Source organism: Cohnella candidum, assembly GCF_003713065.1.
GTDB classification, from domain to species: Bacteria; Bacillota; Bacilli; order Paenibacillales; family Paenibacillaceae; genus Cohnella; species Cohnella candidum.
The window spans coordinates 2,281,845-2,302,737 of sequence record NZ_CP033433.1 but is presented as its reverse complement, the minus strand read 5'-3'; the positions used below and the strand labels follow the sequence as shown (position 1 = coordinate 2,302,737).

At 51.9% G+C, this 20,893-nt stretch carries 22 protein-coding genes; 20 read left to right on the top strand and 2 right to left on the bottom strand.

Going from position 1 to position 20,893, the window contains the following annotated elements:
• The first annotated feature begins 53 nt into the window (after nt 1-53).
• The 5 genes from EAV92_RS10985 (at nt 54) to EAV92_RS10965 (ending at nt 4,899) form a co-directional block, all read left to right on the top strand.
• Nucleotides 54-929 (top strand): carbohydrate ABC transporter permease, encoded by an 876-nt coding sequence (locus tag EAV92_RS10985; protein WP_123041125.1) that lies wholly within the window; start codon nt 54-56, stop codon nt 927-929.
• A 22-nt stretch (nt 930-951) separates the two neighbouring features.
• Entirely contained in the window at nt 952-1,788 is an 837-nt protein-coding gene (locus EAV92_RS10980; protein ID WP_123041124.1) for a carbohydrate ABC transporter permease, read from the top strand.
• A gap of 247 nt (nt 1,789-2,035) precedes the next feature.
• Nucleotides 2,036-3,208 (top strand): MFS transporter, encoded by a 1,173-nt coding sequence (locus tag EAV92_RS10975; protein ID WP_123041123.1) that lies wholly within the window; start codon nt 2,036-2,038, stop codon nt 3,206-3,208.
• 520 nt (nt 3,209-3,728) lie between these two features.
• The gene (locus EAV92_RS10970; protein ID WP_241158553.1) at nt 3,729-4,475 is read left to right on the top strand and encodes a carboxymuconolactone decarboxylase family protein; all 747 of its coding nucleotides are present in this window, start codon (nt 3,729-3,731) and stop codon (nt 4,473-4,475) included.
• A 16-nt stretch (nt 4,476-4,491) separates the two neighbouring features.
• On the top strand, nt 4,492-4,899 hold the full coding sequence (locus EAV92_RS10965; RefSeq protein WP_123041121.1) for a cupin domain-containing protein: 408 nt from the start codon (nt 4,492-4,494) through the stop codon (nt 4,897-4,899).
• A 69-nt stretch (nt 4,900-4,968) separates the two neighbouring features.
• Here EAV92_RS10965 and EAV92_RS10960 read toward each other — a convergent pair whose 3' ends face one another.
• Complete coding sequence (locus EAV92_RS10960; protein WP_123041120.1) at nt 4,969-5,223, bottom strand: hypothetical protein; 255 nt, start codon at nt 5,221-5,223, stop codon at nt 4,969-4,971.
• A gap of 351 nt (nt 5,224-5,574) precedes the next feature.
• The gene (locus EAV92_RS10955; protein ID WP_123041119.1) at nt 5,575-6,420 is read right to left on the bottom strand and encodes an SDR family oxidoreductase; all 846 of its coding nucleotides are present in this window, start codon (nt 6,418-6,420) and stop codon (nt 5,575-5,577) included.
• Nucleotides 6,421-6,513: 93 nt separating this feature from the next.
• Between EAV92_RS10955 and EAV92_RS10950 the strand changes: the two genes are divergently transcribed.
• The 15 genes from EAV92_RS10950 to EAV92_RS10880 all read left to right on the top strand — a co-directional run bounded on the left by EAV92_RS10950 (nt 6,514) and on the right by EAV92_RS10880 (nt 20,888).
• A complete protein-coding gene (locus EAV92_RS10950; RefSeq protein ID WP_123041118.1) occupies nt 6,514-6,954 on the top strand; it encodes a MerR family transcriptional regulator in 441 nt (146 codons plus the stop codon).
• Nucleotides 6,955-7,304: 350 nt separating this feature from the next.
• Nucleotides 7,305-7,799, top strand: a complete 495-nt coding sequence (locus tag EAV92_RS10945; protein ID WP_123041117.1) for a hypothetical protein — start codon at nt 7,305-7,307, stop codon at nt 7,797-7,799.
• Entirely contained in the window at nt 7,774-8,274 is a 501-nt protein-coding gene (locus EAV92_RS10940; protein WP_164472729.1) for a hypothetical protein, read from the top strand. The genes EAV92_RS10945 and EAV92_RS10940 overlap by 26 nt, the downstream gene beginning before the upstream one ends.
• Before the next feature lie 243 nt (nt 8,275-8,517).
• Nucleotides 8,518-9,117, top strand: coding sequence for a dihydrofolate reductase family protein (locus EAV92_RS10935; protein WP_241158506.1), 600 nt, complete (start codon nt 8,518-8,520; stop codon nt 9,115-9,117).
• Between the two features lie 148 nt (nt 9,118-9,265).
• Nucleotides 9,266-9,832 carry a dihydrofolate reductase family protein gene (locus EAV92_RS10930; protein ID WP_123041115.1) on the top strand — a complete coding sequence of 189 codons (567 nt, stop codon included), beginning with the start codon at nt 9,266-9,268 and terminating at the stop codon, nt 9,830-9,832.
• Nucleotides 9,833-10,288 (top strand): DinB family protein, encoded by a 456-nt coding sequence (locus EAV92_RS10925; protein ID WP_123041114.1) that lies wholly within the window; start codon nt 9,833-9,835, stop codon nt 10,286-10,288.
• Between the two features lie 96 nt (nt 10,289-10,384).
• Nucleotides 10,385-10,825 carry a YybH family protein gene (locus EAV92_RS10920; protein WP_164472728.1) on the top strand — a complete coding sequence of 147 codons (441 nt, stop codon included), beginning with the start codon at nt 10,385-10,387 and terminating at the stop codon, nt 10,823-10,825.
• Nucleotides 10,826-10,910: 85 nt separating this feature from the next.
• Entirely contained in the window at nt 10,911-11,375 is a 465-nt protein-coding gene (locus EAV92_RS10915; protein WP_123041112.1) for a phage tail protein, read from the top strand.
• Between the two features lie 173 nt (nt 11,376-11,548).
• Nucleotides 11,549-13,315: a cache domain-containing sensor histidine kinase gene (locus EAV92_RS10910; RefSeq protein WP_123041111.1), complete on the top strand. Its 1,767-nt coding sequence runs from the start codon at nt 11,549-11,551 to the stop codon at nt 13,313-13,315.
• Nucleotides 13,290-14,069, top strand: coding sequence for a response regulator transcription factor (locus EAV92_RS10905; protein ID WP_164472727.1), 780 nt, complete (start codon nt 13,290-13,292; stop codon nt 14,067-14,069). The genes EAV92_RS10910 and EAV92_RS10905 overlap by 26 nt, the downstream gene beginning before the upstream one ends.
• A complete protein-coding gene (locus EAV92_RS10900; protein ID WP_123041109.1) occupies nt 14,066-15,379 on the top strand; it encodes an ABC transporter substrate-binding protein in 1,314 nt (437 codons plus the stop codon). The genes EAV92_RS10905 and EAV92_RS10900 overlap by 4 nt, the downstream gene beginning before the upstream one ends.
• A gap of 188 nt (nt 15,380-15,567) precedes the next feature.
• Nucleotides 15,568-16,962 (top strand): ABC transporter substrate-binding protein, encoded by a 1,395-nt coding sequence (locus EAV92_RS10895; protein WP_123041108.1) that lies wholly within the window; start codon nt 15,568-15,570, stop codon nt 16,960-16,962.
• A gap of 73 nt (nt 16,963-17,035) precedes the next feature.
• The gene (locus tag EAV92_RS10890) at nt 17,036-17,905 is read left to right on the top strand and encodes a carbohydrate ABC transporter permease (RefSeq protein ID WP_123041107.1); all 870 of its coding nucleotides are present in this window, start codon (nt 17,036-17,038) and stop codon (nt 17,903-17,905) included.
• Between the two features lie 16 nt (nt 17,906-17,921).
• A complete protein-coding gene (locus tag EAV92_RS10885) occupies nt 17,922-18,773 on the top strand; it encodes a carbohydrate ABC transporter permease (RefSeq protein WP_123041106.1) in 852 nt (283 codons plus the stop codon).
• 42 nt (nt 18,774-18,815) lie between these two features.
• Nucleotides 18,816-20,888 (top strand): beta-galactosidase, encoded by a 2,073-nt coding sequence (locus EAV92_RS10880; protein WP_123041105.1) that lies wholly within the window; start codon nt 18,816-18,818, stop codon nt 20,886-20,888.
• The last annotated feature ends 5 nt before the right edge of the window (nt 20,889-20,893 follow it).

Sequence of the window (20,893 nt, the reverse complement as noted above, 5' to 3'; positions counted from 1 at the left end):
TTGGAGCGGCCGCATCGCAGGGCCGCTCCAATCCTTAGAAAGGAGAAACGCGGATGATACTCCGGACGTTAAAGCCCTGGTTGTTTCTGCTTCCGGCTCTGGTGATCTATTTAATCGTCATCTTTTTCCCTTCCCTCTACACGTTTTATCTCAGCTTTTACAGCTGGAACGGCGTTTCGCCGAACAAAACGTTCGTCGGCTTTCAAAACTTCACCAACCTCATCATGAGTGACTCCGTCTTCGCGAGGGCGCTGAAAAACAACCTGATCTGGACGATCGGTTCGCTTATATTCATCATGGGCATCGGCCTCGTCCTGGCGCTGCTGTTGAACCGGAAGATGAGAGGACGCACGTTGTTCCGCGGCGTATTCTATTTCCCCTACGTCTTGTCGGGCATCGTCGTCGCTTCCGGCTGGGCTTGGATGTACAACCCGACGCAAGGTTTCATCAACAAAACGCTGGAAGCGCTGGGATTGGAATCATGGACCCATGCGTGGCTTGCCGAACCGAAAATCGCGCTATACTCAGTTTTCGTAGCCGCGTTGTGGCAGGGCGTCGGTCAGCCGATGGTGCTTTTCCTGGCCGGACTGCAGGGGATCCCCGAAGATCCCTATGAGGCCGCCATCATCGACGGCGCGAAGAGATATCAAACGTTCCGATACATCACTTGGCCGCTGCTTCGGGAAACGTTGATTATCGTCGTGGCGACCACGATGATCGCCTCCATGAAAGTATACGACATCATCTACGGCATGACCGGCGGCGGCCCTGCGGAGAGCACGCAGGTACTGTCTTCCTGGATGTATTACCAGACGTTCCGGTTCGCCAATATCGGCACAGGCTCCGCCATCTCATTGTTCCTGGTTGTGATAACGATGATTGTCATCATTCCCTATGTGTTTTACACGACCAAGAAATCGCACCTGTAACGGGTGGAAAGGGTGATCGATAATGGAGACGTTGCGGGTTCACCCGGTTGCAAACGTGCTTCGATACTTGTTGCTGATCGTTCTCGCCGTACTGTTTCTCGTTCCGGTTATTTTTGTCGCGTTCACTGCGCTGAAATCGAAACCGGAATTGCTGACGAGACCTTTCTATGCCTTTCCTGAAACTTTGCGATGGGACAATTTCGCCAAAGCATGGGAACAAGGGAAAATGAGCATGTACATGAAGAACACGCTGTTCATCTGCGTTGTGAAGGTACCGCTGGGCATCGTGATCGAAGCGTTGGCTGCTTTCGCCCTCACCCGCATGAATTTCAAAAGGAGCAACGGCATGTTCGCCTTCTTCCTTGTCGGGATGATGGTTCCAATGCAAGCGACATTGGTTCCGCTAAATATTTTCCTGAATAAAACGCATCTGGTCAGCACGTACCCGGGAATCTTCCTCATCTACGTCGGCTTTGGCATACCGTTCGGCATCCTGATCCTTCGCGGATTTTTCCGGACGATTCCGAAGGAACTCGACGAGGCGGCGCTGATCGACGGGTGCGGTGATCTCGGCAAGTTTTTCCGGATCATTCTTCCCCTTTCCATTCCGGCTATCGCGACGTTGATCATTTTCGATTTCATGGCAACGTGGAATGAGTTTTTGCTTGCCCAAATTTTCATTACCGATGACACGATGAAAACGATTACGACCGGCCTCATGTCGTTCCGGGGAGAGCGTGCAACCGATTATACGCTGTTGAATGCCGGGGTGTTGATCTCGATCGTGCCGACCCTTCTGGTCTACTTGATTTTCCAGAAGTATTTCGTGTCCGGTCTGGCCGGCTCCGTGAAAGGATAGCATTACCACCGAAGTCTATGCATCACGACAATACAGCCTCGATCGTCATGGATCGAGGCTGTTTTGCGCTCCGTTTGGACTTCGTTAAAGACTCCTGGCTAACAGGATTAATCAACATTTTCAAGCGATGTGTTGAGATATCAACGAATCGCGGTTTTTTAACCATTGAAAGCAAACCCCTTGAACCTATAATAATAGACGAATGGTGATTAAACAATGCGTGTAGAGAAATGGGGTTTGAAATGGGTTGGCTAAACGAAATCGTTTGTTGATATTAATCTTAACCATCGGAGTCTTCGGGATTTTGAATACCGAGATGGGGGTAATCGGAATCTTGCCCTCCATCGCGGAGCATTTTGACGTGAGTATTACTCGAGCTGGTTGGCTGGTGAGTCTTTTTGCCATCGCCGTTGCCGTATCCGGTCCAACAATGCCGTTATTGTTCTCGGGCATGAATCGGAAAAAGGTCATGTTACTCGTACTCGGGGTTTTCGTTGCGGGGAACGTTGTTTCCATAATTGCTCCTAACTTTACGGTTGCCTTAATCGCTCGTGTCGTACCCGCCATTTTTCATCCGGTGTATTGTTCATTGGCGTTTACGGCAGCCGCTGCTTCGGTGAGCAAGGAGGAAGCTTCGAAAGCCGTTTCGAAAGTGTTTATCGGAGTTTCTGCCGGCATGGTCATCGGCGTACCGATCGCAAGTTTCATGGCCAGCGCAGCCTCTTTGCAAATGGCGATGGCGTTCTTTGCCGTCGTGAATATGGCGGTAATCGTTGCTACTCTTCTATTTGTTCCCTCTATGCCTGTCGAGGAAAGAATATCTTACGGAGCGCAAGTATCCGTATTAAGAAGATCGACGACTTGGCTTTCCATTGCGGCCGTAATCTTTTTAAATGGGGCCGTTTTCGGAGTCTATAGTTATCTTGCGGAGTATCTCAAAACCGTTACGACGATGTCTTCAAGTGCCGTTAGCGTCGTGCTGTTTATTTTCGGCGGAGCCAATATCATCGGAAACGTAGTCGCGGGAAAGCTGCTTACGGATCGCGCCATCCAATCCGTCGTTTCTTTTCCGTTCGTATTGGGAGCAGCATACATCCTCTTATTCTTGTTCGGGCAGTTTAGTATACCTGTGGCTGTCATTACTTTCATTTGGGGAATAATAGCCGGAATCGGAGGAAATATCAATCAATATTTGATGATGTCTTCCGCGCCGGATGCACCGGATTTCGCGAATGGAATGTTTATATCCTCCTGTAACGTGGGAACGACTTTGGGCACGGCAGCAGGGGGGTTATTGATCTCGGGAATGGGGACGCCCTACGTCGTTTTCGTGGGATTCCTGTTTTTGGTACTAGGTTTCGTGACCATTTTGCTAAGAAACGTTAGAGCGGTTACCCAAACAAACTTAAATTCATTATAAATAATTAGTTTGCTAATTAACTCCAACGGAGGGAACGAATCGCAATGTATGGGTCAGCGAATCGGCGCAGCCTGCGCCGGCGCGCTTCGATTGGTTCGATTATGAGCCGTTAAGTTGAGTAGGCACCATACGATTCAGAATGGCAAACGGGTCGCGGGAGGCATGGAACTTCCCTTGTTGCGGCCCGTTTTTCGTCAAACAACCCTTTCTAACAAAACCCCTACTTGTTTGGCCATGGCGTCAGCGAATACGGCATGCCATTCGCAATCCACCATTCGGCCACCCCCGACATAAGTCGTTCCCGGTTTGTCCACTCTCGCCATCTTGTGCCGTACCAGCCATTCTTCAACAATGGACAGTTTCAAAGGATATGTCGAGTAATCGACGAATCGCGGGATATTAACGATTGTTTGCGTGGGAGTTCCGTTTATCATTATCTACAGGTGTCGATTAATCGATCAATATCGATTAGAGGTAAGGATCTGAAGCAGGGAAAGGGGAAGAGTAAACATTGAGTAGAGTGGAACGAAGCGAACGGAAATATAAGCAGCTATTCGGCGAGGGATTGCCGGCCGCCTACGCGACCGATCCTGATTTTCAGGAGATCTTGAGCCGATTCATTTTCGGGGAGGTTTTTTACCAAGGCAATTTGGATGATAAGCAACGCGAATTGATCACGCTCGTCGTGCTTACGGTCAATCAGACGCTGCCCCAGCTCAAGGCGCACGTTCAAGCCGCACTGAACGTCGGGCTGAATCCGGTTGAGATTAAGGAGGCCGTTTATCAGTGTGCTCCCTACATCGGATTCCCGAAAACGTTGAACGCCATTAACGAACTCAACGAGGTTTTCAAAGTCCACAACATCGCAATACCGCTTGAAAGCCAAAAGCAGGTGAACGAAGAAACCCGTTTTGACAAGGGTCTTGCCGTGCAGACGGAGATTTTTGGCGATGTCATTCCGAAAATGCGAGCAAGTGCACCGGCCAATCAAAAGCATATCCAGTACTATCTTTCGTCTTTCTGTTTTGGCGACTTCTATACGCGCGGCGGACTTGATTTGAAAACGCGGGAGCTGCTGACGCTTTGCATCATCAGTGCGCTTGGAGGTGCCGAGGGGCAAGTAAGGGCTCATGTGCAGGGGAACCTGAATGTGGGACATGACAAAGAAACATTGATCGCTGCCATCACCCACTGCCTTCCGTATATAGGATTTCCAAGGACGTTGAACGCATTAGCTTGCGTCAATGAAATCATTCCTGAAAATTAAAGTGGGAGGAACTCAAATGGCAAAACATGAAGAAGTTAAAAATGGCGTGATTTTCCCGGTGGGGGATAAGAATGAAGCCTTTGCACGATACTTCGTGGGTCAAAGCTACCTTCAAACCTTGGTTGCCGATCCTCAAGTGAGCGTTGGCGTCGGCAACGTGACGTTCGAGCCAGGCTGCAGAAACAACTGGCACATTCATCGGGATGGATTCCAACTGTTGTTGGTCACCGGCGGCGAAGGCTGGTACCAAGAAGATGGAAAACCCGCGCAGCCATTAAAAGCAGGCGATGTGATCGTCACCCACGACGGCGTAAAACATTGGCATGGCGCTGCGAAAGACAGCTGGTTTGAACACATTGCGATCACCGCAGGCAAGCCGGAATGGTTGGAGCCCGTAACGGATGAGGAATATAACAAGTTATAATAAAGATCGCGAGACGTGAATAGCCGCCTGAATCAGGCGGCTATTTCAATTTTTTATTCGTGTCACCGTTCATGCGGCATGATTCGTACTTGGCTGGTGTGGGAGCTCATCATTATTTTCAACGGTCGTTTCGTCGTCCCCGACTTTGTAATACTTTTCGTAAAGGAGACCCGGAACAATCAGACAGGCACCTACAAAAATCAGACAGAAGGCGAGGAACCCGTAAGCACTGATGAAGTCCGCGATTAACTGGCCGCCTTTAGAAGCCAACTTTGCAACACTTCCATGGACAGGGGGCAGGTTCGACAAAAACATCATATTCATTGAGATTACCTCCAGTAAGGTAGTTTTGGCGGGTTTCGAAGTTGTTTCATACCCCTATAGTAATTCGCGAACGTGCCAACGGATGTGATAAAAATCACAATCGAGCGAAAAATCATAAGCAAAAGATGAAACAGGGAGCAAGTTGCTGAGGCAACTGCTCCCTTTCGTTTGAGAGGAGTACAAAAAACGTCAGGCTAATCCAGTTTGTCGGGTGTGTTTGAGCTTAGGGTAAAGAGTAACGCCAAGTAGAGCTCCCTTTGCCATCCAATTTGGTTAAGTAGCTTAACCTGAATGTAATGATATGGAGGTGTCCCAAGCAGCCATTTATGGACGTTTGGTACACCCTTCTTTTTATGCAAAATAATGCCCTTCTTCGAGATCGGCGATCAGTCCGGGCTGCATCGGTTTCCAACCCAGAAGCTCCCGTGTTGCCAGACTCGCTTGGGGAGTGTTGTACAAGCTTGTGATGTCTAATGCCGCTATGGTGCCAAGAAAGCCGAAATGGGCGGCGGCTTCTTCAGGCGTGATGCCGACCGTCGGCACTTTCAATTGACGCCCGATGACCGCAGCGATCTCATGGAGCGGAATGCCTTCATCGCCGGCGCCTAGCAGCCGCGAGCCCGCCGGGGCGGATTCCAGCGCCAGACGGTACAGAACCGCCGCATCCAGGCGGTGAACTGCCGGCCAGCGATTCATTCCGTCGCCGATGTAGGCTGCGAAGCCCTTCGCCCGGGCGATATTGATCATCATAGGCACAAAGCCCTTATCGCCTTCGCCGTGAACGGACGGCGCAAGCGAGATGATCGATGCCCTAACGCCCTGCTCTGCCTTTGCGAGCACTGCTTGATCCACGGTATGTCCATTTGCGTGAGCCGTCGTAATGAACGGCTTCCCGGAGCCTTCCAGCGCCGCTCCCATGACTTCAACAGCCCGCAAATCCAGAGCCAGCGCGCCTTCAAAGTCGGAAAAATCGTTAGTGAACGCCAGATGAATCACGCCATCCGCAGCCGCGGCGGCTCTGCCCAGTGTATCGAGATCGTCCAGCGTACCGTACACCGCTTCAGCTCCCGCAGCCTTTAGTCCCGCGGCTTTCTCTTCGGAACGGCAAAGACCCGATACGGTATGTCCCGCGCCGATCAGTTCTCGGACGACAGCGGAACCGACGTACCCTGTTGCTCCTGTAACAAAAACCTGCATAATGATATCCTCCTTCATGAGTTGACTGCTTGAACATGTTAAGCATAAACTATGAAGTGAACTCTAGGGCAAGCTGTCCAAGGAGAAATGAGTATGAAAATTCAAGAACTGGCGGACAAGATGGGATTAACGATCCATACGATCCGCTATTACGAAAAGGAAGGCTTGCTGGATGATCGGCATGTCCGGCGGGAAAGCAACAATTATCGCAACTATTCGGAAGAGGCTGTCGAGCGGTTGAAGCTCATTAAGAAGTTCCAGTCTATCGGCTGTTCACTTGCTGAACTGAAGGAAGTTTTGAGGGATCACGACGCCAACACCCAAACGAACCGTCAGATTATCGATTGGATTCGCGGCAAGAAGAAGGAGATCGAGAGCAAAAAGGAAGAGTATGACCAAATGCTGGGCACCCTTAACAAAATGCTGGAGTATCGGACTTTGCTTATGGACGATCCAAACAAAGCGCAAGAGATGCTAAAGTCTTGGCATGAAAACCCCTTAATACCGAGGGACGGGTACGATAGTTCAAAATAAACCGCCACATTGGGCGGTTTTTCTTTTGCTCAAAAATCAGCAGTTAGTGATAACAGATCGTGACAGTCATTTTGAATAGGTATTTCTATATCCATGATCATATGACGAATCCATTTATGATCGTTGGATCAAGTTATGTAGTTAATGATGGTGCTCCCGTATTAATATATATACCACTCATCACAATTCCTTTGAACTTATATACGATAGCGAGTCATCGGTGAAGCTTGTTCGGATCGTGACTCATATTCAAGTTGCTGCATCCACTTTTTTTAGAGCAACGCCCCTTCGAATATGGCATCCTTAAAAAGGGAATAATGGATACATCCGCTTGAGGGTGGTCATACCTAATGCTTTTTATCGTTTATTTCACCGTTGGAATCCTTTATTCAACTGCTTTCTTCGTGACAGAGAAGAAGCTTTGTTTTTTTGAAAGGATCGCGGCATTGATGGCAGTATTATCTGTTAATTCCTTCGTGTCGACTTTGCTAATGACAAATTGGCACTTGGTCATTGTACCGGACGGTACTATCAATGGATTAGTACGGATCGTGAATATGCAGGTGATTGAGCCGATCACGATTGTGTGGTTTGTAGACGGCTTTCACGTAACCCGAAAATCGGTCGGTCTTTTGGGTTATTTTCTCGCCGTGGGAACAATTACGCTGACGGCTTGGATTCTGGGGTTGGAAAATGTGATTCGCATGTCGGGTGCTCTCGGATGGGTCGGTCTCGTGGCGAAAGAAGCGTTGTTGCCGATCGTCGCCTTTGCCGCGGTCCGGACGATGCGATTCCTGATGAGGAAGGATGGATTGACACGTGGGCCGGTTACTTCCCGATCATGACTGGTTTGTTATCATCGCCGTCCCGGTCGGCTTGGTTCTCGTTTGTTTGCTGCCACCTCGACTGCCGAAATCAATAATATTCCTGGCTATGTTGATGGGATTCACCGTCCCACTGGCAATGGACCATTCCATCGGCGTGCCTCCTTTCGACATGTACGACACGCAGGTCAAGTCGATTCTGACTTGGGACGATGCTCTGACCTGGTTGCTTTATCCGCTTTTTGCCTACTTGTTCATCTACGGGTATGAATGGTTAAGCATTGGCGGACTCGGAATTCCGCTCTACATCTTGGTATGGGGTTTGTTCGCGGCCGGATTCGAAACGGTAGGCGTATACTTTCACGTGTATGAATACAAGCGGTGGACGCTTGGATATTCATTTGCTGTATACATCGTCGTCCAATTGCTGCTCGTCATCTTTTACCATATTCTGAAGCTTAAGATTGCTGATATCAAGCGGAATGGGACGGGGTAAGAGGACGGCATTATCGCAATTGTGCTAACGGGGAACAATAGCAAAGAGAACAGGCTGCCGAGAAATCGGCAGCCTGTTCCGTTAAGTTGCAAATGTAGAAGGACTTTCAGAAAAATGTGGAATCCCTCCTCTTTATATATTATTTTACACGGAGGCCCAAATTCCAGATTTGAGCTTCCTGAACAATTAGACCGATGAATTTTGCAATCGAATTTCGTCTAAATAAATGAGAGGAGGAACTCAATGATGAGAAAAATTATTGTGCTTGAACATTTAACCCTTGATGGAGTCATACAAGCCCCCGGCGGGCCAGACGAAGATATCAGCGACGGTTTTGCATATGGCGGGTGGTCAGCGCCATATTCCAACGAGATCGTTGGAACGCTCCTGAGAAGGCAGATGAACATGCCGTTCGATTTGTTGTTAGGGCGCAAAACCTATGAAATTTGGGCACCGTATTGGCCGCAACACGCGGACGTATGGCCGATGGCCAACAAGGCAATCAAATACGTCGCCTCTAACACCATGACATTTGGCGAATGGCAGCCGTCCGTGATTTTAAGTGGAGATATTGCGGAACAAATCGCTCAAATCAAGCAACAGCAGGGGCCGGATTTGCACGTTTGGGGAAGCGGTGATCTCATTCAGACGCTTATCAAGCATGATTTGGTCGATGTGTTCTGGCTGATGATATATCCTATAACGCTGGGCAGTGGAAAGCGGTTGTTTGCGGATGGCACGATCCCGGCGGCATTCAAGGTAACGGAAAGCAAAGTCGCCCCGAATGGCGTTATTGTCGTGAATTACGAGCGTGCAGGCGCAATCACAACCGGAAGTTTATGAATATTCGCGCAGTGTCAGGCAGCTAACATCAAGTTCAGCACGACGTTATTGTCTGCTATAAAATTCATATTTCCCCTTGACCCTTACGTATCGTAATGATTTATAGTGAAGGTATCAAGATGAATTCCAAATCGGAGGAAAAACGGACATGAGAAAACTCGTATTGTTCATGCATGTGTCGCTGGATGGGTATGCTTCGGATTCCAATGGAGGACTGGGTTGGATTCCGTACAACGAGGAATTAGAGAAATACGCTGAGGAGGTCGTAGCTGAAGTCGGCTCTCCCGTTTACGGGCGTACGACGTACCAGATGATGGAGAGTTACTGGCCCACGGTTCTGGACGATCCGAGTTCGACGGCGCACGAAATCGAGCATGCTAAATGGATACAGGATGTTAAGAAGATCGTCATTTCCGGCACGATGGACAAGCCGGAATGGAACAATACGATGCTGATCAAGGACAATATCGCAGAGGAAATCAAGGCGCTCAAGGAGCAGCCTGGCAAAAATCTCGTGATCTTCGGCAGCCCGGGGGCTGCGAAGACGCTGCTTGAGCTCGGCCTGATCGACGAATTGCTGCTGACGATTTGTCCGGTCGTCCTGGGCAGCGGAAAATCGGCATTCGAAGGCGTCGAGAAAATCAAGCTCAAGCTGCTGTCCAGCCGAACGTTCAAGTCGGGCATCATCGCGACCCGCTATGAGATGGAGAAATAAATGAAGACGATCAAGCGCATGATGGACCACCTGATCTGGGCGGACGAAAGAATCTTGGACGCGCTTGAGGAGAGCGGGACGAAGAACAAGGACCTTCTGAAGCTGGTTCGGCACGTCGCGATCGCGGAACGAGTCTGGCTGTCCCGATTGCAAGGCAAGGACAGCTCGCAATATTCGTTGTGGCAGGAAGCGGAAGACCTGACGGCGATCCGGACGATGTTCGAAGAAAACGCCGAACAATACCGCATCTATATTGAAGGGCTCGAGGAAACCGAGTTGGACGAGATGATCGACTATGCGAACCAGAGCGGGGTTCCATTCCGAACGTCCATCCGGGACATCCTGTTGCAGGTCCTTTTACATGGACAATATCACCGGGGACAGATTAACCGTGCACTTCGGATCGAATCGGCAGAGCCTGTCCAAGTGGATTACATCACTTTCGCGAGGCTCTAACAGGGCCCCTAGTACATAAACACCGAGGCTGCCCATGTTCCGATAGGCAGCCTCGATCCGTTAACGGCAGTTTAGTTGAAGAAGGAGATGAATCTCTTGAAAGCTAATTTTTTAAAAGTTCAGGATGTGCTTGAAAACTACAAGTCTTCCGTTTACGAAAAGAACGTAGAAAGCTTCTTATCGGCTTATTCCCCTGAAATACATATTTATGATTGCTGGGGGAGTTGGGATTCCAAAGGTATCTCCTCTTGGAAAGCAAAAGTTGAGGAGTGGTTTAACGGGTTGAGGGCGGAGGGTGTTTCCCTTCATGTTGATTTCAACGACGTAGTCGTCGAAGAAAACTTGAATCTTGCATTCGTTCATTGTGCCGTTACCTTTGCTGCTCACGAATTAGAATCAGGAGAGAAACTTCGTCAAATCACAAATCGCTTCACCTTCGGGTTAAGAAAAGATAATGATTCCTGGATCATCGTCCATGAACATTCATCTTTACCGATTAGTGGAGAAAGCGGAAAGGCTCTTTTTGATTTAAGGTAAGGCTAAAAAAGGTTTGACAGGACACCAAAAGGTGGCGCATAATAAAAATGCCACTAAACGGTGTCCAAACGAAGGAGAGAAAACAATGTCCTATGTCGTTGATTTCAAAAACGTGTCTACGGTCGGTTTAGAGTCTTCGCCTGTTGCAGAAGCGCTTGCCGGGTTGCGCGCGAATGAAGCCCGTTACTTTATGACCAAATACAAGCATGAATTTACGGTTGTACCGGCCAGCGAAAGCCAAGAGACCCTGGATTACGTGAACCGGATATTGAAGGAAGAGCGCGGTATTGAGTTTGCGGCCAAGCCTTTGGAAACTTCACGCTTACGGGTGGAAAATATCGATTGGACCTACGTCTTTTATGAGGATGGTCTTTCGGTCAACGTTTTGTATACGGTGGATGACCCTAAGAAACGGGCCGTTGGCTTTAAGCTTTCTGAGGGGATGGAGGTACCAAGCGAGTTAGGGAAGTTTAAGTTTGCCAGGCAGAAGTCCAAACTAGCCGGAACGATTCGGGGCTCCTTTTTCGTCATCAAAGGGGAGTACCAATAATCGTCTCTTCCTAGAATGGATTCGGCATGCAAAAAACACGCTGTCATTGACAGCGTGTTTTTTGCATTGAAGAGGCTAGCGACCGCAAATATATATCCAAAGATTTATACTTGCTTTTACGGCCGAAAAGTCTATCATTACTTGAAAGAAAGCGTTTTAAAACGGGGTATTCTATGATTCCAACATTGAAGAGAATGGTGGGGCGCTCGCTTCGTGCGCGACTGCTTACCATCCTGCTGCTGTTCAGCATGCTCGGTCTCACGCTGCTCAGCTTGGCCTTATATTGGCGTTCCTCCGATATTCTGATTGAGCAGGAGCAGAGGCATAACCGGCTGGAGCTTGACCAGTTGGCGAACAATCTTCAGGCTTTCGTCACTCAGACCGACGTGATCTCTAAGGACTTCGCCGCCTCCGAGACTGTCCAGAGCGTCCTCGCCCGTTCCAATGCAACCGGAGGCGTGGATATCGACGAACAGCAGGCGATCGACCGGTACATCGGAAAGACTGTTGTCACGCACAGCGACTGGCTGTCGTCCATTAACCTTTTCGACCTGCACGGATCGTCTTATTACGAAGGACTTGGCGCAACCATCATCGGGCAGGAAGCCTACAAGGCGCTGCTGGCTTCGCCTTTCTACCAGCGCATGGAAGAAGGCCGCGGTAAAATGGTGGTCGGACCGCTTGACGGTGACGGAAGCCACGTGCTTGTCGGCCGGATCGTCAATCGAATCAGTGACTTTCAGCCGGCTGGGCTGCTGATCATGCACGTGAAAGTGAATGCGGTGACCTCATACTTCAGTGCATCCGGAGGAAGCGGGACCTCCCATTATGCGCTATTCAACCCTTATGGCAACGCCTTGAGGTCCGATTCGGATGAACCTTCCGATACGCGGCTTCTGAAAGTACGGGACGGGGCTGAGACGAAAGTCGAGGATACAAAGTACCTTCTCTCCCGAGCGGACATTCCTGGCGCAGATTGGACGCTTATCAAACTAACCTCCATCGAATCGATCATTCAAGGGACTGTGGTGCTTCAACAGACGCTGCTCGTGTTCGGTCTCGTCAGTGCCCCTGTGATCGTGTTGTTGTCGATCATCATCTCGGACAGGGTTTCAAGGCCGCTTAACAAACTGACCGGCCTGATGCGGAAGTCGGTCGAAGACCGTTTTCTCGTGAAAGCACCTACGGAGAGGCTTGATGAGGTCGGCGAGCTTAACCGGACCTATAACTTGATGATGCAGGAGATCAATGACCTGATCAACAAGGAATACAAGCTGAATTACCTGAATAAGGAAATGGAGCTGCGTTCGCTTCAAGCGCAGATCAACCCGCATTTTATCTATAACACGCTGGAATCGATTAACTGGGCGTCACGCATGCATGGACTGGACGATGTCGGCCGCATGGCGGAATCGCTTGCTAACCTTTTGAGGATCTCGATACGAGATCAGGACAAACCGTACCGGGTCCGTGAAGAAATATCCTACGTTTCCAACTACATGGCGATCCAGCAGTATCGATTCGAAGACCGCGTGCATCTGGAACTTGACGTACCGGAGTCACTATACGACGTTCGTCTTCCCAAACTCATCATCCAGCCGCTGATCGAAAACGCCATCGTTCATAATTTGGATACGGCGGATCGGCCCGTTCATATCGTCTTTCGAATGCGGACCGATGAATCTGGCGCGTTCGCTGTCGTCACTGTGGCGGATAACGGCGGCGGCATTCCGGATGCCATTATCGGCGGCTTTGACCGGGAAGTGGAGGGGGACGGGTTTCCCCGGGGTTTGGCCAACGTGCACAGAAGATTGGTGCTGAACTACGGGGAAAGCGGGGGTCTCCGAATCCACAGCTCTCCAAATGGCACTACGATCCGATTCAAGATCCCGATGGAGAAGGAAGGAAAGCAGCATGAGTTACAAGCTACTAATCTGTGACGATGAACGCATGATCCGCGAGGGTATCCTCCATGCCGTGGACTGGCCGTCGATCGGGATCGGCACGGTCGCAACGGCCAAAGACGGGGAGGAGGGCTGGTCCTGGGCACGGGAGCATCGGCCTGAGCTCGTCATCACCGATATCCGTATGCCGAAGCTTGACGGGTTGGAGCTGTTGAACCGTATTATGCTGGCCTTTCCCTACACCAAAGTCATCCTGCTGACGGGCCATGGAGAATTCGAGTACGCGCAGCAGGCGATTCGCGGTCGAGCATTCGACTATGTACTGAAGCCGACCAATCCGGAGGCGCTGATCACGGTCTGCACGTTCGCTCTGGAAGAGTTGTCGGCAAACGCGAAGCGCACCGTCCTGGCGACGGAGGAAGAGAAGGATGAATCCGAACGGTTGATTCAGCAGATCGTTCGTTATGTGCAAGAGCATTTTAAGGAGCAAATTACGTTAGAAACCGCGGCGAAGCAAGTTCATCTCAGTACGGTTCACTTAAACCGCGTTTTGAAAAAAGAGATGGGTACCACCTTTCTGGAATATTTGACTCACGTAAGGATCGAGGAGGCCAAGCGGTTGCTTTTGTCCACTCGGCTGACGGTTCACGAAATCAGCTTTGACGTCGGCTATCGCGATCCGAAATATTTTAGCCAGCTTTTCCGTAAAATGACCGGGTCAAAGCCCTCCGAATACGCGGAGGACGTTCGCGGGAATTCCGGAGAAAGCGGCAGGAAGGTTTCGCCATGAGGCGGGCGGTCTGCGCGTTGCTTTCGCTGGTATTGTTCGCAATCGTGATAGGGGGATGCGGCGGCCGACCGGAGGAGGCGAAGAAGGCGGCGCCCGACGTCAGTTTGAATTTGTGGGGATGGATCGACAGCGGTTCGCTGGAGGAAAGAGTCGTGCAAGAGGCGGTCGCCGATTTCAATAGATCGAATCCCTTCCACGCTCAAATCGATTACCAGACCTTCAACGACGATTTCAAAATCAAAATCGCGACGGAAGCGGCCGCGAACAACCTGCCCGACCTCTTTTTTTCCTGGGAAGAAGGCTTTCTCGCGCCATTCGTACGAAGCGGCATGGTATTGCCGCTTGACGACATGATCGACCAAACCCGGTTCATTCCCGGTATACTGGACCATGTGTCTTTCGACGGGCATGTTTACGCCATGCCGCTTGTCCGAACCGCGGAAGTGGTCTATTATAACCGGGCGTTGTTCGAGAAGTATCACATAACCGTTCCCTCGACGACCGACGAGTTGATCGCGGCGGTACGAACGCTTCGCGCCGCGGGCGTGACTCCGATCGCGCTCGGCAACAAGGATGTGTGGCCGGGCGGGCTCTTATTGGGAACGCTGGTTTATCGTCACGGAGGCGGCGCGGTTTTCCGCAAGGCGGCCGACGGTGACGTTCCGTTCACGGCAAAACCGTTTATTGACGCGGCGGCCGATTTTAAGCGTTTGGTGGATGCGGGGGCTTTCGGCCGCAACACCAACAGCGCGGATATGGACACCGCCCGGCGGCAGTTCATGGAAGGCAAGGCCGCCATGTGGGTCATGGGATCCTGGGAACTGGACGATCTGAACGCCGATCAGCTTCCGGACGGCAAGCCGAATCCGCTTCATGGACATGTCGGATTTTTCAATTGGCCGGAGGTCAGCGACGGTGCGGCAGGTCGGGAGGCTTGGATCGTTTCGCCGGATTTCAACATCGCCGTAAGCCGGAACGTGCGCAGCAAGGAGGCTGCCGCGTATTTTCTGAAACTGATCTCGTCGCCGAAGTACCAAGGGGAGATGGTGCGGATATCTCATTTGCCGGCCACGGTATTGCGGGAAGCCTCCAAGTCGACCGACAGCCCGCTGGTGTCGGAACTGATGCGCCAATTGGGAAGCGCGAAAGACACCATTACGTTTCCTGACCGCATCATGGGCCAAACGACGATCGGCGGCGCGATGAACGCTTCGGTCCAGGAGTTGCTCATCGGCCGGGATCCGAAGGAAACGATGAAGAGACTGGAAGAGCGGGCTTCGGAGTACCGGAGTGAAAGCGCCGGCCGATAGGCAGGCTGTTGTAAATGAAAAGGCAGGGGTTTTGACCGATCGGTCGAAATCCCCTGCCTTTTCTTTATTCTGTGAAAGCGGTTGCTTTTTTCAACCTCGATGTTCCGAATACGGCATTTTTGTAAAAGCGTTTTCATTCTATGCTTATTCCTGTAACCGATTGAAACCAAACTTAGGGGGAAAGCAGAATGAAAGCATGGAAACAGCCGATGTCGCTCGTGCTCGTTATGCTGATGGGACTGTCGCTGATTTTATCCGCTTGCGGCGGAGGCAAAAGTGATAATGCAAGCAGCAGCGCACCCGCCAGTTCGCCCGCCGGTTCGCCCGCAAGCAGCTCAGCCAGCCCGTCCGGCAGCGCATCGGCGGAACCGGCAAAAGATATTTCCGGCGAAATTACCGTAGCGGGCTGGGATTATATCCAGAAGTCCTTGAGTGCGGTTTTGCCCGAATTCAACAAAGAATACCCCAACATCAAGGTTAACTTCAAAGTGGCGCCGCCCGCGGACCATTACAAGAAACTTACGCTCGACCTCTCGTCCGGCCAAGGCGCCGGGGACGTGGTGGCGATCGAAATCCAAAACCTCCCGCAGTACATGGAGCTCGGAGCGCTGGAAGACTTGTCCGAGGATATCAACGCATACCGCGACAAGTTCAACAAGTACAAGGTTGAATCGGCGACGCTTGACGGCAAGGTTTACGCCATGCCGATCGACTCCGGCCCGGTAGGCGTCTACTACCGCCGCGACGTATTCGAGAAGGCCGGCTTGCCTTCCGATCCGGATTCGGTAGCCAAGCAGTTGGCCACTTGGGACAGTTACCTCGAAACCGCGAAGATCATCAAGGATAAAGCCGGCGTTGCGATGCTTCCGCTGGCGGGCTCCACGAACGACGCCCGGATGTTCCAGATTCTGATGCAGCAGCAAGGCGATTGGTATTTTGACAAGAACGGCGCAACTGCCGTCAATAACGACAAAACGAAAAAAGTGCTCACGCTGTTCGACAACCTTTGGAAGAACGGTTATGCGATGGACGTGCAGGATTGGACGGACGGATGGTATGCAGCCCTTAAGGACGGCAAAGTGGCGACGATTCCGGCTGCCGTGTGGATGGGCGGCTTCCTGAAGAGCTTCATCGCGCCGGACACCGCGGGCAAATGGGGCGTCGTGCCGCTGCCCGTTTGGGAGCAAGACGGCGCGCGCACTTCGAACGACGGCGGCTCTTACCTCGCCATTCCGTCGCAATCCAAAAACAAAGAAGCAGCTCGCGCTTTCGTGAACTTCATGCTGACGAAGGATGCCAGCCAAATCGCGTTGTTCAAAGCGACCGACTCGTTCCCTTCACTGGAGACGACCTATTCGGATCCGTACTTCGCGGAGAAGGATCCGTACTTCGCGGACCAGCCGTACCGCCAGCTGTTCGCGGATTTGGCCGACGAGATCCTGCCGGTCAACTACACCGGTAAATATTCCGAAGCCAATGCGCTCACGATGACCGAATTGCAGAAGCTTGCGACGAAGAAGCAGGACGTAGACGCGACCTTGAGCGCCATCGAATCCAGCATCAAATCCAAGACGGGACAGTAACCCGAGACTGACCCGCACGTCCCGGAGAAGCCGGTGCTTCTCCGGGATTACTCTTTACGAGGGAGGAAATACAATGAGACTCCATAAATGCGCAGCGCCGTACGTTTTTATTTCGCCGTATTACGTTCTCTTTCTGTTCTTCGTGCTGTATCCGCTGCTTTCCGCGTTCTATGCGAGCTTCACGGAGTGGAACGGAATCAAGGATCCGAAATGGATCGGCTTTCGAAATTATTCTTCTTTGTTCAAGGACGATATCTTCCTGCAGTCGCTGTGGAACGGCGTCATTATTTTCTTCATGTACGTGCCTCTGCTGCTGTTCCTTTCGCTTGTGTTTGCCGTCATTCTCAACTCGGCTTTCGTGCGGTTGAAAGGTTTTTTCCGGGCGGCCTATTTTATACCTTACATCACCTCGCTTGTCGCCGTCGGCTTTACGTTTCGCATGCTGTTCGGCACCGAATACGGCTATATTAACGAGCTATTGACCTCGATGGGGCTGGCGAAAACGGACTGGCTCGGCACGATCTGGGGGGCTCGCATCACGCTCGCGATTCTCGTCATCTGGCGATGGCTCGGCTACAACATGGTCATCATGCTGGCGGGTCTGCAGAATATTCCCTCCGACCTCTACGAAGCGGCGCGCATCGACGGCGCGGGGCCGGTACAGAGCTTTTTCAGGATTACGATTCCGATGATGGCGCCGATCATCATGTTCACGTCCATTCTGTCGACTATCGGGACGTTCCAATTGTTCGCGGAGCCGCTCGTGCTGACAAGAGGCTCCGGAGGGCCGGAAAACTCGATCATGTCCGTGATCATGTACGTATACAATCAGTCGTTCTCTTATTTGAAATTCGGCTACGCTTCGGCTGCGGCTTACGTTTTCTTCCTGTTGATGTTCGTCCTTACGCTGATGCAAATCCGGGTGTTCAGACAAGAGAATTGAGAGGAGGTTTCCGCGCATGCAAGCCAGATTGGTAGAACATCATTCGGGAAAGCACCAAGTCGTCTCGTCCCTGATGTATGCGGCGCTCGTCGTCTTTGCCGTCCTGATGATTTTTCCGATGCTGTGGATGGCGGTATCGGCTTTCAAGCCCATGGACGAGATCTTTTCGCATCCGGTTACGCTTGTCCCGAAGTCGCCGACCCTTGAAAACTTCAAGGGCTTGTTCGAGGCGATGCCTTTCGCGCGCAATCTGTTGAACAGCGCCTACGTGGCGGTCGTGAGCACGGCAGCATCCCTGTTCTTCTGCGCGCTCGGCGGATTCGGGTTCGCCAAATACGCGTTCCGGTTCAAAGGTCCGCTGTTCCTTTTGCTGCTCGGTTCCATGATGATCCCGCAAGAAGTCCTGATGATTCCGCTCTACGTGGAATTCCAGAAGCTGCACTGGATCGACACCCATTGGGGGTTGATCATACCGGGCATGGCGAACGCGTTCGGCATCTTCTTCATGAAGCAGTTCATCGAATCGCTTCCGGAGGAACTGATGGAGGCGGCAAGAATCGACGGTCTTGGGGAATTCGGGATTTTCACCCGCATCGTCCTGCCGATTATCCGTCCGGCATTCGCCAGCCTCGGCATTATCTTCTTTATGAACAGCTGGAATAACTTTTTATGGCCTCTTATTCTGTTGAAAAGCGAAGGCATGTACACCCTTACCGTAGCTATCTATTCGATCACGGGCGGTATCCGCGAACCGTTTCATATCATTATGGCCGGCTCTTTCGTATCCGTGCTGCCGCTGATGATCATCTTCCTGATTTTCCAACGGCAGTTCATCGCGGGGATCACGTCCGGTGCGGTCAAGGGTTGATGGCTTAGAAAACACTCCAAATCGAAAAGGGAGGAACAAAGAATGGCACAAGCGAATTGCGATTGGAAGACGGACCGGTTTTGCCTGGGGGCGTGTTATTACCCCGAGCATTGGCCGGAAGAGCTGTGGGCGGACGATTTCCGCCGCATGAGGGAGCTCGGTTTCTCGATCGTTCGCATGGCGGAGTTCGCATGGTCGATATTCGAACCCGAGGAAGGGCGTTTCGAGTTCGGATTATTCGACCGGGCGATCGATCTGGCCCGCGAGCAAGGCATTCAGGTCATTCTGGGCACGCCGACCGCGACACCACCCGCCTGGTTGACTTCCAAATATCCGGAAGTGCTGAACGCCAAGCAGGACGGCACCTTGTACCGGCACGGCCAGCGCCGTCACTACAATTACAACTCCCCGGTCTATCGCGAGCTGTCCGCGCGAATCGTCACGCGGATGGCCGAGCATTACAAGGATCATCCGGCCGTTGTCGGCTGGCAGATCGACAATGAGTTGAATTGCGAGGTGAACGTATTCTATTCCGATGCCGACCATGCGGCTTTCCGCGTGTGGCTTCGGGAGAAATACGGTTCGCTGGAGGTTCTGAACCGGGCGTGGGGCGCGGTGTTCTGGAATCAGACGTATACGGATTGGTCACAGGTTCATCTCACACGTCCGACGCCCAGCGATTCTCCGAATCCTCATCAGGCATTGGATGAGAAACGTTTCTTCTCCGATAGCGCGATTGCTTTCGCCAAACTTCAATCGGACATCCTGCGCGATGCGGCGCCTCGTCAATGGGTGACGACGAATGGGATGTTCGGACACCTGGATAGCCATAAAATGACGGAGGAAACGCTGGACTTTTTCTCGTACGATTCGTATCCGAATTTCAGCACGATCTATCCCGACAAAGGCGAGCGTCCGCTGCTTGACCGCAAATGGAGCCTGAACCTCAGCGCTGCCCGCGATGTCTCGCCGAACTTCTGTGTCATGGAACAACAGTCCGGTCCGGGGGGATGGGTCAACATGATGGACATGCCTTCTCCGAAGCCGGGACAAATGCGGCTCTGGACCTATCAGTCCATCGCTCACGGGGCCGATATGCTTCTCTATTTCCGCTGGCGCACGGCTGCGATGGGGACCGAAATTTACTGGCATGGCATCAATGATTACCATAATCAGCCGAATCGGCGCGTAGCGGAAGCGGGAATCATCGGGGAGGAGCTGGCTCGCGTCGGCGCGCAATGGCTTGGATCGACCTTCCGGGCTGAAGTTGCGATCCTGAAGGATTACGACAACGAATGGGATGGCGAGTTGGATAAGTGGCACGGACCGTTTACCGGCAGGAGCGTCAGTGCCTGGTTTAAAGCGCTGCAACGCCGTCACATTCCGGTGGATACGAAATACGTCCGCGCCTCGACTACGATCGAGGAATTAGCCAAGTACCGCGTGCTGGTGTACCCTCACCCCGCCGTGATGCCGAAAGAAACGGCCGCGCTGCTCAAAAGGTATGTCGAAGGCGGCGGCACGCTTGTGCTCGGCTGCCGGAGCGGATACAAAGATGCTGCCGGCCAATGCTATATGCAGCCATTCCCCGGGCCGCTCTCCGGCATGTGCGGAATCCAAGTGGAGGATTTCACGCTGATCGGACCTTACCAACAAGCGCCTCAGGTAAAGTGGAACGCGGCGGGAGCAGGAACCCTGCCGGGTGACGGTTTTGCCGACATCCTGCGCGTTACGGCGGAAAGCGCGGAAATTTTGGCCGTTTACGCATCCGACTATTACGCGGGCAAGCCGGCGTTAGTCCGCAACCGGCAGGGAGAGGGGACCGCCTACTATTACGGGAGCGTCTTCACCGAAGAATCGGCGGGCGCCTTGATTAAGGTGCTGGGCTTACAGTCGCCTGCATCCGAATGGGGAGAATTGCCGGAGGGGGTTGAACTTGCGATCCGCGAGCACCATAGCAACGGCAATAAGTTTGCTTTCCTGCTCAATTACGCGCACGACATTCAGACTTTAACATTCAGGAAGCCTTTACGCGACCTGTTGTCCGGGACTGAAGTGCACGGTTCGGTTGCCATGAAGCCGTTCGATGTCTTGGTTTTGGAGCTTGACTCATAGAAGAA

What these genes read in the sequence shown, in the direction of transcription:
- EAV92_RS10985 (WP_123041125.1), top strand. Translation starts at nt 54, where the DNA reads ATGATACTCCGGACGTTAAAGCCCTGGTTGTTTCTGCTTCCGGCTCTG.
- EAV92_RS10980 (WP_123041124.1), top strand. Translation starts at nt 952, where the DNA reads ATGGAGACGTTGCGGGTTCACCCGGTTGCAAACGTGCTTCGATACTTG.
- EAV92_RS10965 (WP_123041121.1), top strand. Translation starts at nt 4,492, where the DNA reads ATGGCAAAACATGAAGAAGTTAAAAATGGCGTGATTTTCCCGGTGGGG.
- EAV92_RS10960 (WP_123041120.1), bottom strand. Translation starts at nt 5,223, where the DNA reads ATGAATATGATGTTTTTGTCGAACCTGCCCCCTGTCCATGGAAGTGTT.
- EAV92_RS10955 (WP_123041119.1), bottom strand. Translation starts at nt 6,420, where the DNA reads ATGCAGGTTTTTGTTACAGGAGCAACAGGGTACGTCGGTTCCGCTGTC.
- EAV92_RS10950 (WP_123041118.1), top strand. Translation starts at nt 6,514, where the DNA reads ATGAAAATTCAAGAACTGGCGGACAAGATGGGATTAACGATCCATACG.
- EAV92_RS10945 (WP_123041117.1), top strand. Translation starts at nt 7,305, where the DNA reads ATGCTTTTTATCGTTTATTTCACCGTTGGAATCCTTTATTCAACTGCT.
- EAV92_RS10935 (WP_241158506.1), top strand. Translation starts at nt 8,518, where the DNA reads ATGATGAGAAAAATTATTGTGCTTGAACATTTAACCCTTGATGGAGTC.
- EAV92_RS10930 (WP_123041115.1), top strand. Translation starts at nt 9,266, where the DNA reads ATGAGAAAACTCGTATTGTTCATGCATGTGTCGCTGGATGGGTATGCT.
- EAV92_RS10925 (WP_123041114.1), top strand. Translation starts at nt 9,833, where the DNA reads ATGAAGACGATCAAGCGCATGATGGACCACCTGATCTGGGCGGACGAA.
- EAV92_RS10915 (WP_123041112.1), top strand. Translation starts at nt 10,911, where the DNA reads ATGTCCTATGTCGTTGATTTCAAAAACGTGTCTACGGTCGGTTTAGAG.
- EAV92_RS10910 (WP_123041111.1), top strand. Translation starts at nt 11,549, where the DNA reads ATGATTCCAACATTGAAGAGAATGGTGGGGCGCTCGCTTCGTGCGCGA.
- EAV92_RS10905 (WP_164472727.1), top strand. Translation starts at nt 13,290, where the DNA reads ATGAGTTACAAGCTACTAATCTGTGACGATGAACGCATGATCCGCGAG.
- EAV92_RS10900 (WP_123041109.1), top strand. Translation starts at nt 14,066, where the DNA reads ATGAGGCGGGCGGTCTGCGCGTTGCTTTCGCTGGTATTGTTCGCAATC.
- EAV92_RS10895 (WP_123041108.1), top strand. Translation starts at nt 15,568, where the DNA reads ATGAAAGCATGGAAACAGCCGATGTCGCTCGTGCTCGTTATGCTGATG.
- EAV92_RS10890 (WP_123041107.1), top strand. Translation starts at nt 17,036, where the DNA reads ATGAGACTCCATAAATGCGCAGCGCCGTACGTTTTTATTTCGCCGTAT.
- EAV92_RS10885 (WP_123041106.1), top strand. Translation starts at nt 17,922, where the DNA reads ATGCAAGCCAGATTGGTAGAACATCATTCGGGAAAGCACCAAGTCGTC.
- EAV92_RS10880 (WP_123041105.1), top strand. Translation starts at nt 18,816, where the DNA reads ATGGCACAAGCGAATTGCGATTGGAAGACGGACCGGTTTTGCCTGGGG.